Source organism: Novosphingobium sp. 9, from assembly GCF_025340265.1.
Taxonomy (GTDB): domain Bacteria; phylum Pseudomonadota; class Alphaproteobacteria; order Sphingomonadales; family Sphingomonadaceae; genus Novosphingobium.
In genome coordinates, this window is sequence record NZ_CP022708.1 from 933,863 (window position 1) to 945,885 (window position 12,023).

Annotated in this window: 17 protein-coding genes; 16 read left to right on the forward strand and 1 reads right to left on the reverse strand. The window is 61.6% G+C overall.

The annotated features are described in order from the left end of the window. Positions 1 to 465 precede the first annotated feature (465 nt). Positions 466 to 1,083 (reverse strand): hypothetical protein, encoded by a 618-nt coding sequence (locus CI805_RS18715; RefSeq protein ID WP_260928202.1) that lies wholly within the window; start codon positions 1,081 to 1,083, stop codon positions 466 to 468. An 18-nt stretch (positions 1,084 to 1,101) separates the two neighbouring features. On the opposite strand from CI805_RS18715, the gene CI805_RS18720 reads away from it, so the two are divergent. The 16 genes from CI805_RS18720 (at position 1,102) to CI805_RS18795 (ending at position 11,964) form a co-directional block, all read left to right on the forward strand. Further along, on the forward strand, positions 1,102 to 1,407 hold the full coding sequence (locus CI805_RS18720) for a hypothetical protein (protein WP_260928203.1): 306 nt from the start codon (positions 1,102 to 1,104) through the stop codon (positions 1,405 to 1,407). A 159-nt stretch (positions 1,408 to 1,566) separates the two neighbouring features. After that, positions 1,567 to 1,968: a hypothetical protein gene (locus CI805_RS18725; protein WP_260928204.1), complete on the forward strand. Its 402-nt coding sequence runs from the start codon at positions 1,567 to 1,569 to the stop codon at positions 1,966 to 1,968. After that, on the forward strand, positions 1,925 to 3,799 hold the full coding sequence (locus CI805_RS18730) for a terminase large subunit (RefSeq protein ID WP_260929719.1): 1,875 nt from the start codon (positions 1,925 to 1,927) through the stop codon (positions 3,797 to 3,799). Before CI805_RS18725 ends, CI805_RS18730 begins: the two co-directional genes overlap by 44 nt. Continuing rightward, the gene (locus tag CI805_RS18735; protein ID WP_260928205.1) at positions 3,796 to 4,920 is read left to right on the forward strand and encodes a phage portal protein; all 1,125 of its coding nucleotides are present in this window, start codon (positions 3,796 to 3,798) and stop codon (positions 4,918 to 4,920) included. Before CI805_RS18730 ends, CI805_RS18735 begins: the two co-directional genes overlap by 4 nt. Before the next feature lie 94 nt (positions 4,921 to 5,014). Continuing rightward, positions 5,015 to 6,535, forward strand: a complete 1,521-nt coding sequence (istA, locus tag CI805_RS18740; protein WP_260929679.1) for an IS21 family transposase — start codon at positions 5,015 to 5,017, stop codon at positions 6,533 to 6,535. Continuing rightward, a complete protein-coding gene (gene istB / locus CI805_RS18745; protein ID WP_260928206.1) occupies positions 6,525 to 7,304 on the forward strand; it encodes an IS21-like element helper ATPase IstB in 780 nt (259 codons plus the stop codon). Before istA ends, istB begins: the two co-directional genes overlap by 11 nt. Before the next feature lie 211 nt (positions 7,305 to 7,515). Beyond that, positions 7,516 to 7,716 (forward strand): hypothetical protein, encoded by a 201-nt coding sequence (locus CI805_RS18750; RefSeq protein WP_260928207.1) that lies wholly within the window; start codon positions 7,516 to 7,518, stop codon positions 7,714 to 7,716. Continuing rightward, the gene (locus CI805_RS18755) at positions 7,713 to 8,345 is read left to right on the forward strand and encodes an HK97 family phage prohead protease (RefSeq protein ID WP_260928208.1); all 633 of its coding nucleotides are present in this window, start codon (positions 7,713 to 7,715) and stop codon (positions 8,343 to 8,345) included. Before CI805_RS18750 ends, CI805_RS18755 begins: the two co-directional genes overlap by 4 nt. A 25-nt stretch (positions 8,346 to 8,370) precedes the next feature. Continuing rightward, on the forward strand, positions 8,371 to 9,702 hold the full coding sequence (locus CI805_RS18760; RefSeq protein WP_260928209.1) for a phage major capsid protein: 1,332 nt from the start codon (positions 8,371 to 8,373) through the stop codon (positions 9,700 to 9,702). 55 nt (positions 9,703 to 9,757) lie between these two features. After that, positions 9,758 to 10,039: a hypothetical protein gene (locus CI805_RS18765; protein WP_260928210.1), complete on the forward strand. Its 282-nt coding sequence runs from the start codon at positions 9,758 to 9,760 to the stop codon at positions 10,037 to 10,039. Between the two features lie 3 nt (positions 10,040 to 10,042). Then, positions 10,043 to 10,321 carry a head-tail connector protein gene (locus CI805_RS18770; protein ID WP_260928211.1) on the forward strand — a complete coding sequence of 93 codons (279 nt, stop codon included), beginning with the start codon at positions 10,043 to 10,045 and terminating at the stop codon, positions 10,319 to 10,321. After that, positions 10,318 to 10,701 carry a head-tail adaptor protein gene (locus CI805_RS18775; RefSeq protein ID WP_260928212.1) on the forward strand — a complete coding sequence of 128 codons (384 nt, stop codon included), beginning with the start codon at positions 10,318 to 10,320 and terminating at the stop codon, positions 10,699 to 10,701. The genes CI805_RS18770 and CI805_RS18775 overlap by 4 nt, the downstream gene beginning before the upstream one ends. A 19-nt stretch (positions 10,702 to 10,720) precedes the next feature. Next, on the forward strand, positions 10,721 to 11,242 hold the full coding sequence (locus CI805_RS18780) for an HK97-gp10 family putative phage morphogenesis protein (RefSeq protein ID WP_260928213.1): 522 nt from the start codon (positions 10,721 to 10,723) through the stop codon (positions 11,240 to 11,242). Then, positions 11,235 to 11,399: a hypothetical protein gene (locus CI805_RS18785; RefSeq protein WP_260928214.1), complete on the forward strand. Its 165-nt coding sequence runs from the start codon at positions 11,235 to 11,237 to the stop codon at positions 11,397 to 11,399. The genes CI805_RS18780 and CI805_RS18785 overlap by 8 nt, the downstream gene beginning before the upstream one ends. 8 nt (positions 11,400 to 11,407) lie before the next feature. After that, a complete protein-coding gene (locus CI805_RS18790) occupies positions 11,408 to 11,581 on the forward strand; it encodes a hypothetical protein (protein WP_260928215.1) in 174 nt (57 codons plus the stop codon). Continuing rightward, on the forward strand, positions 11,578 to 11,964 hold the full coding sequence (locus CI805_RS18795) for a DUF3168 domain-containing protein (RefSeq protein ID WP_260928216.1): 387 nt from the start codon (positions 11,578 to 11,580) through the stop codon (positions 11,962 to 11,964). Before CI805_RS18790 ends, CI805_RS18795 begins: the two co-directional genes overlap by 4 nt. Positions 11,965 to 12,023 lie beyond the last annotated feature (59 nt).

Genomic DNA, 12,023 nt, shown 5'->3' on the forward strand with positions numbered 1-12,023 from the left:
TGCTGTATCTGGCTTAGATAGTCTCACCCAAGCGAGGGTCAGCCGGATCGTATCCGCTTTCAAGCAGCTTTGCCTGAGCACAAAGCGCGACTGCCCGCTCACGGTGCGCATAGACGCTCAGCATGCTGCGACCCTTACGAACCGCTTCGTCTGCCCTGCGGGTTTCATACCGAGCCTGCCGCACCAGCTGATCAATTACGTTTGTCACTGAGCTTCACCGTCTGTCCATGCGAGCGCGAGCTCGCCAATGGTCGGTGAAGATAATTCGCGGATATTCGTTCCCGGCTGAGAGAATGGTTTCGATCTACCGCCGTGGCTTAACGTCGGATTGATCCCGGTCGGCCTCTTCAATTCTGCGAGGTCGCCCGATGGTCAGTCCGCTGTCTTCCCATGGTTCGCTGTCAGCAGGGTCATCTCTGAAGCTAACCCGGCGAGGTCAGCGCTTTGACGTCCGATTTATGGTAGTTAGTCTGAACCCTGAGGAGCGCGCGCCTTTTTCTCCATGGCATTCCGGTCCGAAACGGGGTTGTTGTTCCAACTGACTTGAATGCTTGCCGAGCAGTGATTGCAGGCAAAGGTCTTATCAAGACCCCGCTCAGCTATGGTCCGGTTACCTACACCATTGCCTTTGTTCTGGAGGGCAGACTTTCGGCCATGATCGAAGCAATTTACACAAAGCCAATGCGGTGGCTCGGCGTTCTCCATTCCCAACTTCGGCACATAGGCGAAGGCTCCTCGTCCTATGTCGTGAAGCGCATATCGCTCTTTCTCTGCCGACCAGTCTTTAAGCTTCACAATCTGATCTTCGAGATCGCGTATGCGAGCAGCAGCCGCCGCCTCGCTGGCCTGCGCATTCGCCAAGGCTTGGGTCGCTTCGATAAGGGCTCTCTGGAAGTCGAGCTTGACCTCATTAAGCTTCGCCTCAGTGAAGGAAGCGTTGAGGCCCTTAACGATGTCAGACATCGCCTTAAGGCTGCCAAGCGCAGCACTGAGTTCGGCTAGCATTCCCACCCCCTGAGTCGTCGCGAGCCTGAGGTTAGCGCTGTTGGCTTGGGAGTCTAGGTGGAGGGTGAGATTGGCCATCCGTACGCGGAGCATGGCATGACCGCAGCCCCCACCTATCGAGACATCACCAAGCCTTGGTATGGCACGGCGCAATGGAAGCGCAGGCGTCGCGAGCAGCTGACACGAGAGCCGCTTTGCTGGATGTGCCAGCGTGATGGCGTTGTGACTGCCGCCACCGTCGCCGACCACGACCCACCGCATCGCGGTGACCGAACCGCCTTCTTCACCGGCCCCCTCAAGTCCCTGTGCAAGCGCCACCACGACAGCGACAAGGCCCTGATTGAGAACGGACGAGGAACAAAGCGCATCGGATCGGACGGTTGGCCGGTCGATGACGCGTGATCGTTCAGAAAAGTCGCGCGAAACCTGCCAAATTGACCCTGCCTGACCCATTTCGTTCAGGAAATGGGGGGGTATCCTGAATTTGGGGGTTGAGAGGGCCTCTGGCGCGCGTGAGCCTAAAAAAGCGCAAAGCCAGATTGATTGTCGGAGTTGCTCAATATGGCCACCCGTGGCGCGAAGCCGAAACCGGCAAAGCTGCGGCTGGTAGACGGTACACACCGCACTGCCCGTCACGGTGACAGCGCTGAAATGCGCGATGCAACCGAGGCAGCTGCAACCAGCTTCGGCAAGTTGGTCAAGCCCGCGCACCTGAAGGGTGAAGCGGCGAAGGCCTGGAAGAAATTTATCGACCCGGCCGCCTGGCTGGATGGATCGCGCGAACCAGCCGCGATCGCCTTCTGCGAATTGTGGAAGGAGTTTCTCTTTAACCCGACCGGCTTCCCGGCGTCGAAGCACGGCCAGATGCGCGCCTACATGAGCGAGCTCGGCCTGACCGATGAGCGCAATCGTGGGGACCATGCCACCGAGAAGGAGAAAGACGAGTTCTTCGGTTCCGACTGACCGGGGGACGCAGTTCGCGCTGGACGTTGCGGCCGGCAAGATCATCGCCGGACCGCATGTACGCAACGCCTGCCGCCGTCATCTGGACGATCTGCAGAAGGGGCACGAACGAGGACTGACGTACTCGGTCGAGAAGGCCGAGCGCGTCTGGCGGTTCTTCGAGACAAAGCTGCGCCTGAACGGCGGGCAGTTCGAGGGCAGGCCCTTCACGCTGCACCCGTCGCAGGCGTTCAAGCTCGGCTGCCTGTTCGGCTGGCTGCGCGCCGATGGCACTCGCCGTTTCCGGCGCGCCTACATCGAAGAAGGCAAGGGCAACGGGAAGTCGCCCTTCGCCGGTGGCGTCGGGCTGTACGGCATGATGGCTGATGACGAGCCGGGCGCCGAGATCTACGCCGTTGCGGCACACCGCGACCAGGCAAAGATCCTGTTCAACGATGCTGTCGCCATGGTCGATCAATCGCCCGACCTCGCCAAGCGGATCACACAGAGCGGTGGGCCGGGTCGGGTGTTCAACCTGGCGTGGCTGGCCAAGGGTTCATTCTTCCGCCCGCTCAGCCGAAGTGCTGGCAAGTCCGGTTCGGGCCTTCGCCCGCATATCGGCCTGGCCGACGAAATGCATGAGCATCCGAACCGCGATGCGGTGGAGATGATCGAGCGCGGCTTCAAGTTTCGCCGCCAGCCGCTGCTGCTGATGATCACCAACAGCGGCAGCGACCGCAATTCGATCTGCTACGAGGAGCATGAGCACGCCGTTAGAGTGGCCGCTGGCACTGCTACGCCGGGGGAAGATTTCGCGTATGTCGGCGAGGTCATCGACGACAGCACCTTCAGTTGGGTCTGCTCGCTCGATCCGAAGGACGATCCGCTCAAAGACCCGAAGTGCTGGGCAAAGGCAAACCCGCTGCTCGGCACGATCCTGTCGCATGAGTATCTGGAAGGCGTCGTCGCGCAGGCCAAGGCCATCCCCGGCAAGCTGAACGGCATCCTCCGCCTGCACTTTTGCGTCTGGACCGATGCGGATGCGGCCTGGATGTCCCGCGCGGTTCTGGAGCCATGCATTGCGGACTTCGATCCTGCGATCCACCACGGGAAGCAGGTGGCGATCGGCATCGACCTATCGCAGAGCCGCGATATCACGGCCAAAGCCAATGTCGTCGAGACCGGATCTGTCGACGTCAAAGTGATTGTCGAAGGCGAAAGCAAGATCGTCTCGAAGCCTACGTACGACGCGTGGATCGAGGCCTGGACGCCCGGCGACACGCTTGATGCCCGCGCGTTGCGGGACAAGGCTCCGTATGACGTTTGGGTGCGCCAAGGCCACCTGTACGCGCCGAAGGGCCAGAGCATCCGCTTTGACCACGTCGCGCAGGCGCTGGCCGACGATGAGCGCAACTTTGAAATCTCGGCTGTCGGCTACGACCGGTACGCGTTCCGGCAGTTCGAGAACGAGTGCAATCAGCTGGGCATGAGCATCCCCTTTGTCGAGCACCCGCAGGGCGGCACGAAAAAGGGCAAGGCCTCTGACTCCATGGTGGAAGAGGCAAGAAATAAGGGCGTCGAGCCCGAAGGTCTGTGGATGCCCGGATCAGTGCGCGAGCTTGAAAGCGCAATGATGGAAGGCCGCATCCGCATCCGCCGGAATCCGGTGGTGATCTCAGCGATGATGAGCGCGGTGACGGATGAAGACCGCTGGGGCAATTACTGGCTGGCAAAGGAGCGCGCGGTGAACAAGATCGACGCAGCAGTCGCCCTTTGCATGGCGATCGGTGTCGCGGCCAAGGTGCCGACCACCACCGGAATTGACGACTGGCTTGCGGCTCTCGCGCAATGAGTTGGTGGACAAACGCTCTCAACTGGTTTGGCCTGCCCGCAGGTGCGCAAGATGGTGATAACCTGCGCACCAACCAGATCACGACCGAGCGCTATAGCGACGAGTGCGCCAGCGGCGCTGCATTGGCGCTCGGCCTTTCGGCGACGTGGGCATGTGTGAACTTCTGGGCGGGTAACATCGCGGGCTTGCCTCTGACTGTTTATCGTAAGGGGCCGGCTGGCGTGCCGGTTGAAGCCCGTGACCATCCCTTGTTTTCGCTTCTCCACGATAGCCCTAACTTCGATCAGTCGGCTTTCGACTTTTGGGAGTTCATGTGCGCCTGCCTGGAGTTGCATGGCAACGCCTACGCCGAGATCGAGCGGAGGGCGAATGGCTCGATTATTTCACTGACGCCAGTCCGACCCGATATTGTCTGTGTCCGGCGGCTTTGGACCGGCGAGATCGAGTATAGCTGGGAGGCCGACGGGCGCTCTGTCCGGTCGCAGCAGGATGGCGTGCTCCATATTCGCGGCTTTGGCGGCGGTCCACTTGGCGGTTTGTCGCCTTTGCAGGTCTGTCGCCGTTCGTTTACGTCGGCGGTAGCGACCGATAGCGCGGCCCGCGCGATGTTCGTGAACGGCGCGCGCCCTTCTGGCATCCTTTCGACCGATAAGCCGTTAAACGGCGATCAGCGGACCAAGCTTGAAGGGCTGCTTCAGGAAAAGTTCGTCGGCGCTGCCAATTCCGGGCGCCCAATGGTGCTCGACAACGGGGTGAAGTGGAACCAGCTCTCGATCAGCCCGGAAGATGCGCAGATGCTGGAAAGTCGCCAGTTCAGCGTCGAGGATCTTTGCCGAATTTTCGAGGTAGACCCTCACATGGTGGGGCATACGGCCGGAAATACCCAACTCGGCAGCAGCATCAGCGATCAGACGCTCTCCCTGCTCAAGTTCAAGATGCGCAAGCGCCTGAAACGCATCGAAAGTGCGCTGGAGAAGCAGCTTCTTACCCCGGCTGATCGCTTCAATGGGGTGTCTATCGAGTTCAATGTCGAAGGCTTCCTTCGCGCCGACAGCGCCGGGCGCGCGACGTATTACAACATCATGCAGCAATTCATGACCAAGAATGTTGATTGCCACTGAGAAGTGACCCGGGGCGCGTATAAATTACCGCTGAGAATTGACCCATGTTTTCCTCCCTTCCGGCTGCCAGTCGGAGGGTCTTGGAGTGATCGACATGGACTTATTCAGTGTGATCCGCCGGTGGCATTTCCGGCAGGGGATTTCCATTCGGGAGATCAAGCGCCGGACCGGCCTGTCCCGCAACACCATCCGCAAGTATCTGCGCTCCGACACGGTTGAACCCAGCTTCAAGGTTCCGTTACGGTCGAGCAAACTCGATCCCTTCGCAGACAAACTGACGGCTTGGCTGCGAGTGGAATCCAAGAAATCCCGCAAGCAGAAGAGGACCGCCAAGCAACTCTACGTTGATCTGGTGAAGCTGGGTTACGATGGTTCCTATAACCGGGTGGCCGCCTTTGCGCGGCGATGGCGGACCGAGCTTCAGTATCAACAGCAGACCAGCGGGCGCGGGACGTTCGTGCCTTTGGTTTTCCAGCCTGGCGAGGCCTTCCAGTTCGACTGGAGTGAGGATTATGCCGTGCTGGACGGCAAGGTGACCAAGCTGCAGGTTGCCCATACCAAGCTGGCACATAGCCGCGCCTTCATCGTGCGAGCCTATCTGCTCCAGACCCATGAGATGCTGTTCGACGCGCTGGCGCAGGCATTCCGGGTGCTTGGCGGCGTGCCGCAGCGTGGCATCTTCGACAATATGCGGACCGCTGTCGACAAGATCGGGACGGGGAAGGCGCGGCAGGTCAATGCCAGGTTCGCCGCCATGGCCAGCCACTATCTGTTCGAGGCCGATTTCTGCAATCCGGCTTCTGGCTGGGAGAAAGGACAGGTCGAGAAGAACGTCCAGGACGCTCGACGCCGGCTGTGGCAACCGATGCCCAGCTTCCGCGATCTGGCTGAGTTGAACACCTGGCTGGAAGAACAATGCATCGCCCAATGGGGCGAGATCCAGCATGGTGTCCTGCCCGGCACCGTGGCCGATGCGCACGCCGAGGAAGTTTCCTGCCTGATGCCGCTGGGCCGGCCCTTCGATGGCTTTGTCGAGCAGATCAAGCGCGTGTCGCCGACCTGCCTCATTGCCTTCGACCGGAACCGCTATTCGGTGCCTGCATCCTTCGCGAACCGACCCGTCAGCCTGAGGGTCTACCCGGATCGTCTGGTCATAGCGGCCGAAGGTCAGATCGTGTGCGAACATCCCCGGCTCATCGACCGTTCCCATCACAAGCCGGGACGCACGATCTATGACTGGCGGCATTATCTGGCGGTGATCCAGCGCAAGCCCGGCGCCTTGCGTAATGGCGCCCCCTTCCTCGAGATGCCCGAAGCCTTCCGGCAGTTACAGGGCCATCTGCTAAAGCGCCCGGGCGGCGACAGGGAGATGGTCGAGATCCTGTCTCTCGTTCTGCATCATGACGAGCGGGCAGTGTTGAGCGCGGTCGAGTTGGCTCTGGAAGCCGGTGTTGCCACCAAGACCCACGTTCTCAACATGTTGCATCGCCTTATCGATGGCAAGGTGCCTCCAGCAGCGCCGATCGATGCGCCTCAGGCCTTGCGTTTGACGCAGGAGCCCGAGGCCAATGTCGTACGCTATGACAGGCTAAGGGAGATCCGCCATGCGTCATGATCCCGCCAGCGCGGCCATCGTCGTCATGCTGCGCAGCCTCAAGATGTTCGGCATGGCGCAAGCCGCTGGCGATCTGATCGAGCAAGGCGCGCCTGCCTTCGACGCTGCCGTGCCGATGCTGTCTGGGCTCCTGAAGGCAGAGATGGCCGAGCGGGAGGTCAGGTCGATCGCCTATCAGATCAAGGCGGCACGCTTCCCGGCCTACAAAGATCTGGCGGGCTTCGATTTTGCCGCCAGCGAGATCACCGAAGCCCTCGTACGCCAGCTTCATCAGGGCGACTTCATGGAAAACGCCGACAACGTCGTGCTGATCGGCGGGCCCGGCACCGGCAAGAGCCATATCGCCACGGCTCTGGGCGTTCAGGCTGTCGAGCATCACCGCAAGAAGGTTCGCTTCTTCTCCACGGTCGATCTGGTCAACGCGCTTGAGCAGGAAAAGACCTTGAACCGGTCCGGCCAGCTGACAGAACGCCTGCTACGCCTCGACCTGCTCATCCTCGATGAACTGGGCTACCTGCCCTTCAGCCCATCGGGCGGTGCCATGCTCTTCCATCTTCTCAGCAAGCTGTACGAGCGCACCAGCGTCGTCATCACCACCAACCTGAGCTTCAGCGAATGGGCTGGCGTGTTCGGCGATGCCAAGATGACCACCGCGCTGCTCGATCGGCTAACCCATCACTGCCACATCCTGGAGACCGGAAACGACAGCTTCCGCTTCCGCGCCAGCACCGCTACGCCCAAAGCCAGAAAGGAGAAGCCCGCACCTTGAACCTGCCCAAAAACGGCAGCACATAAACCATACCCACCCGGGTCAATTCTCAATGGAAATCCCGGGTCACTTCTCAGTGGCAATCAACAACCAAGAACGAGATCCGCGCGCTGGAAGGGCTGCCGCCAGTGGAAGGCGGTGACATTCTCATGGCCCAGATGCAGGATGTACCGCTGAAAGACGCTATCAGCGGCGCATCGGAGAGCACGAAATGACGAAACCCACAGACGACGCATCGGCAAAGCTGGAGGCGCATAGAGCCGCCCTTCAGGCATCTGGCGCAATGCCGATGACCGCGGAAGAGATCCTTGCTGGGCAGACACAGGCCGGTGTCCCGCGCCCCTCCTTCCTCACCGACCACGAAGATGACGGCACGGTCGAATCCGTGTCGGGACCGAAAGGCACGCCATGAACGAACTCGACTTCGAGCTGGATACCAAAGCCATTGGCGATGACGGCTCGATTTCGGGCCTCGCGGTTGGCTACGGCAACGTCGATAATGGCGGCGACCAGGTTATGCCCGGTGCGATCACCGCTTCCCTGGCGAACCGCAAATCGCTTCCGATGCTGCTCTATCACGACCAACGCCGACCGGCGGGAGTCTGGAACAGCTGGCAGGAGACGTCCGATGGCTTGCTCGTGAAGGGGCGCTTCGCGATGTCGACGCCGACCGGTCAGGAGGCCTATGGCCTCACCAAAGACGGCGCCATCGGCGGTCTTTCGATGGGGTTCAAGACGATCCGCCAGCGGCTGGAGCAAAAGACGCGCCAGTTGCTGGAGGTTGCGCTCCACGAAATCTCTCTCGTCACAATTCCGATGAATGATCGCACCCGCGTGCTGAGCGTGAAGGATATTGTCGGGTCTGGCGGTCTGCCGTCCCTCTCCGAATTTGAGTCCGCCCTGCGAGAGGCAATGGGGTTCTCAAAGACACAGGCCGCCGCGATCGCGGGCAAGGGCCTGTCTCAGCTGCTCCGGGGTGAGCCCGGCAGTGAACACGATGCCGACTTCTGGTCGGCCCTTGGCGCGCAGATCCGCGCCTAACTCACCCCCTTTAAGGATTGCTGAAATGAAGAAACTCGCTCTCACGGGCGCGCCTTTTGGCGTGCTCGCAATGTCTGCTGCCATGGGTGGCCTCACCGCGAACGAACGTCGCCTTGGCCGCCTCCTGCGCGACCCCAATGGTCACCCGAATGCCGGTAAGAGTGCCGCCGAGCTCGCGCTGGAGGTGAAAACGGCGTTCGAGGCCAAACATGACGAGGTCAAAGCCATCGCCGAGAAGGCTCTGGCTGAGGCGCAGCGCGGCATTCCGATGTCCGAGACGGCAAAGGAGCTCGCAGACCAGGCGCTGACCGGGCTGAACGAAACCAAGTCTCTGCTTCAGGAAATGGAGCAGAAGATGGCGCGCCGTGGCCCCTCCGGCCCCGAGCGCACCCCGTCGATCGGCGAGCAGTACGTCGAAAGCGACGAATACAAGTCCGCTTTCGCCAATGGCGCGCGCCAGGGCCAGAACGTGGGCATCGAAGTCAAGGCGATCACCAGCCTGACCACCGACGCAGACGGTTCGGCCGGCGATCTGGTACGTCCCGACCGCATCCAGTCGCCGATGCAGATGTTGCCCAACCAGCAGCTGACGATCCGCAACCTGATCGCGCCGGGTCAGACCGCATCGAGCTCGATCGAGTACGTGCAGGAAACGGGCTTCACCAACAACGCCGGTATGGTCGCGGAGGGCACTCTGAAGCCGGAATCGAGCCTCAAGCTCGACCTGAAGAACGCTCCGGTCCGCAAAATCGCGCACTGGTTCCTTGCATCGGCGGAAATCCTTGCCGACGCTCCGGGCCTACGCTCGATGATCGACAACCGCCTGCGCTACGGCCTGGGCTTCGTCGAGGATGTCCAGCTGTTGAAGGGCGACGGCACCGGCCAGAACCTCAGCGGCATCAAGCCCCAGGCCTCTGACTATGCCGTTCCGGAAGGCCTTACCGGCTACGCGACGCCGACCATGATCGACAAGCTCCGCATCGCGCAGCTGCAGGTTGCTCTGGCGCTGTATCCTGCCGATGGCCAGGTGCTGCACCCGATCGATTGGGCCGTCATCGAAATGATGAAGGACGGCGAGGGTCGCTACCTGATCGGCAACCCTCAGGGCACGATTGCCCCCACCCTTTGGGGCCTGCCGGTCATCCCGTCGATGGCGCAGACCGTCGGCGAGTTCACTGTTGGCGCCTGGAAGATGGGTGCGCAGCTGTTCGATCGCGAGCAGTCCGGCGTTCTCGTCTCCACCGAGGATGGCGACAACTTCCGCCGCAACATGGTGACCATCCTCGCCGAGGAGCGCCTGGCGCTCACGGTCTATCGCCCGGAAGCGTTCGTCGACGGCGCATTCGCGAACGCCTGATCTGGATAGAGGGCGCGGGCACCGGCTCGCGCCCTCATTTCAAGGAGCCGATGCCATGGCTGACAAGAAAACCTACACCGTTCACCGCTCGATGCACGCAGCCGGGAAGAACTATGCTCGCGGCGACACCCGCGAGATGACTGAGATCGACGCTGCCGCACTCGTAGAGGCCGGAGCCCTCTCTCTCGCAGGCGAAGATCCGAAGGTTCGCGCCGCCACGGTCAACCACACCTTCGGGGCAGCTACCAGCGCGGTCAATGATGGCGGTTACACCACCGCGACCGGCGAAAGCGTGGTCGTGAAGAAGGCTGCCGCCAAGTCGGCGGCGAAGGCCTGATAAGTGGCGATCGACCTCAGCACTGCGAAGCAGCATCTTCGTGTTGACGCGAGCGAAGAGGATGCGCTGATCGGCGTGTACCTTCTCGCCGCGCAAGGCTGGGTCGAGAGCTATACCGACAAGACGCTGGCTGACTTCGATCCGGTTCCTGGCGTTCTGGACGCCGCCGTGCTGCTGCTTGTCGGGGATTTTTACGCCAATCGAGAGGCCGGCGCGGCAACTCCCGCAATTACCGCCGCTGTAGAGGCGCTTTGCGACCCATATCGCGCGGTGCAGGTATGAAAGCCGGGTCTTTCGACCGCCGCATCACCGTGATGCGAACCGGAAACCCCGTTGACGACGGCTACAACACCACCCCCGGCGCCCCTGCCCCGCTTTGCACGCGCTGGGCATCGTGGAAGCCATCGAACGGGCGCGAGGTGTTCGAGAACATGGGCATCGAAGCCAAGGCCGGGGGCACCGTCTGGCTGCGCTGGGACAGCGTGACCGCGACGATCACCGAAACGGACACTGTGCAGTTCGCTGGCCGCACCTGGAACATCGTCGGCGTGCAAGAGCTATCGCGCCGCGAAGGTGTCGAGCTGATCGTGGTCGCTGAAGTTCCGCAGCTCACTGCGGAACAAATAGCAGCGATCCACGCCGCCATCGACAATGGAGGCTGAAATGGCCGACAGCACCACCATGAAGCTGACCGGCTTCTCGGACCTCGAAAAGCAGTTGGCCCAGCTCGCGGACAAGGCCACCATGCGCCGCGTCGGTACGCGTGCCTTGCAGGTCGCTGCCGAACCGATGCTCGCCGAGGCGAAGCGGCTGGCCCCCGATGACCCGGCCACCGGCGAAGGCAAGTACCTGGTCGAATCCATCAAGATCGGCCGGGCCGCAAATGCAGGACAGCAGCGAGCCGGGAACAGCGGCACTCAGGTTTCGACCTTCATCGGCATCGATGGCAGCGTGAAGCCCGCCAAGCCTTCAACACGGCGGTTCACCAAGAAAGGCACTGGCAAGCCCGGCGGCGGCGTCGCGGCCTATTCTATCTTCGAAGAAATGGGCACTGCTACCCATAAGGCGCAACCGTACATGCGCCCCGCCTTCGAGGCGATGAAAGAGGAATCGGTCAACCGCGCTGGCGATGCTCTGCGCGAGGATATCGTAGCGACCGCCGCGCGCGCGGCACGCAAGGCAGCGAGGAACAGCAATGGCTGAAGTGATCCACACCATTGATGCTTTGCAGATTGGTATGAGCATCAAGGTCCGATTTCCACGCGGGTTTCGTCTCCGGGTCCATGCGGCTGCCGCCCTTCTGCGGCTGGTCGGCACTGTCGCGCCGGTCGCGACTGAGATCGAGGTTGAGGTCGCATGATTATCAAAATGATCGATGCGCCTGCCATTCCCGGCGGCCGGGCCATCGCCTTATGCAACGAGGACGGTGAGATGCTTCCCATGCAGCTTCGCGCCGTTGTCGAAAATGCGGTAGGCGAGTTCGGCACCATCACCGTCACCTTCTCGATTGACGGCGAGCAAGTGCGCTTCGAGCAGCCGTGAGCTTCGAAACCGCCCTTCGGTCCAGACTGAAAGCTCTTCCCGCGCTCGCAGGCGCGTTCGTCGAGTGGGACGTGCGCCCGCAGGCGTCGTCATACCCTGCCGTAGTGCTGGAGACGATCGGCGGCGAGAGGGCCCAGACGATGGCTGGCCTCCAGCAGACCAATCGCGACAGGATCCAGTTCAACTGCTTCGCAATGGATAAGGTGTCCGCAGTAGCCCTCCGCGAAGCCGTGATCGCCACCGTTGCCGATCCTGCCATTGTCGAAGGCATCGAATTCCAGCGAGGACAGATCATCCTGCACCGGTCGGACAGCGAAAGCACCGATGCCGGTACGGTGCGTATCGAAATCGTGGATGCCTATCTGTGGCACGCCACGGTCTGACGGCGTTGGCCCGGTAGCCAGCATCTCGGCGCAAGCCACCCTACCTACGGAGAACCTCT

Excerpts from the sequence above, each read along its gene's own strand:
- istA (WP_260929679.1), top strand. The coding sequence starts at position 5,015 with ATGGACTTATTCAGTGTGATCCGCCGGTGGCATTTCCGGCAGGGGATT.
- CI805_RS18785 (WP_260928214.1), top strand. The coding sequence starts at position 11,235 with ATGGCTGAAGTGATCCACACCATTGATGCTTTGCAGATTGGTATGAGC.
- CI805_RS18730 (WP_260929719.1), top strand. The coding sequence starts at position 1,925 with ATGCCACCGAGAAGGAGAAAGACGAGTTCTTCGGTTCCGACTGACCGG.
- CI805_RS18775 (WP_260928212.1), top strand. The coding sequence starts at position 10,318 with ATGAAAGCCGGGTCTTTCGACCGCCGCATCACCGTGATGCGAACCGGA.
- CI805_RS18780 (WP_260928213.1), top strand. The coding sequence starts at position 10,721 with ATGAAGCTGACCGGCTTCTCGGACCTCGAAAAGCAGTTGGCCCAGCTC.
- CI805_RS18735 (WP_260928205.1), top strand. The coding sequence starts at position 3,796 with ATGAGTTGGTGGACAAACGCTCTCAACTGGTTTGGCCTGCCCGCAGGT.
- istB (WP_260928206.1), top strand. The coding sequence starts at position 6,525 with ATGCGTCATGATCCCGCCAGCGCGGCCATCGTCGTCATGCTGCGCAGC.
- CI805_RS18755 (WP_260928208.1), top strand. The coding sequence starts at position 7,713 with ATGAACGAACTCGACTTCGAGCTGGATACCAAAGCCATTGGCGATGAC.
- CI805_RS18715 (WP_260928202.1), bottom strand. The coding sequence starts at position 1,083 with ATGGCCAATCTCACCCTCCACCTAGACTCCCAAGCCAACAGCGCTAAC.
- CI805_RS18750 (WP_260928207.1), top strand. The coding sequence starts at position 7,516 with ATGACGAAACCCACAGACGACGCATCGGCAAAGCTGGAGGCGCATAGA.
- CI805_RS18790 (WP_260928215.1), top strand. The coding sequence starts at position 11,408 with ATGATCGATGCGCCTGCCATTCCCGGCGGCCGGGCCATCGCCTTATGC.
- CI805_RS18765 (WP_260928210.1), top strand. The coding sequence starts at position 9,758 with ATGGCTGACAAGAAAACCTACACCGTTCACCGCTCGATGCACGCAGCC.
- CI805_RS18720 (WP_260928203.1), top strand. The coding sequence starts at position 1,102 with ATGACCGCAGCCCCCACCTATCGAGACATCACCAAGCCTTGGTATGGC.
- CI805_RS18760 (WP_260928209.1), top strand. The coding sequence starts at position 8,371 with ATGAAGAAACTCGCTCTCACGGGCGCGCCTTTTGGCGTGCTCGCAATG.
- CI805_RS18725 (WP_260928204.1), top strand. The coding sequence starts at position 1,567 with ATGGCCACCCGTGGCGCGAAGCCGAAACCGGCAAAGCTGCGGCTGGTA.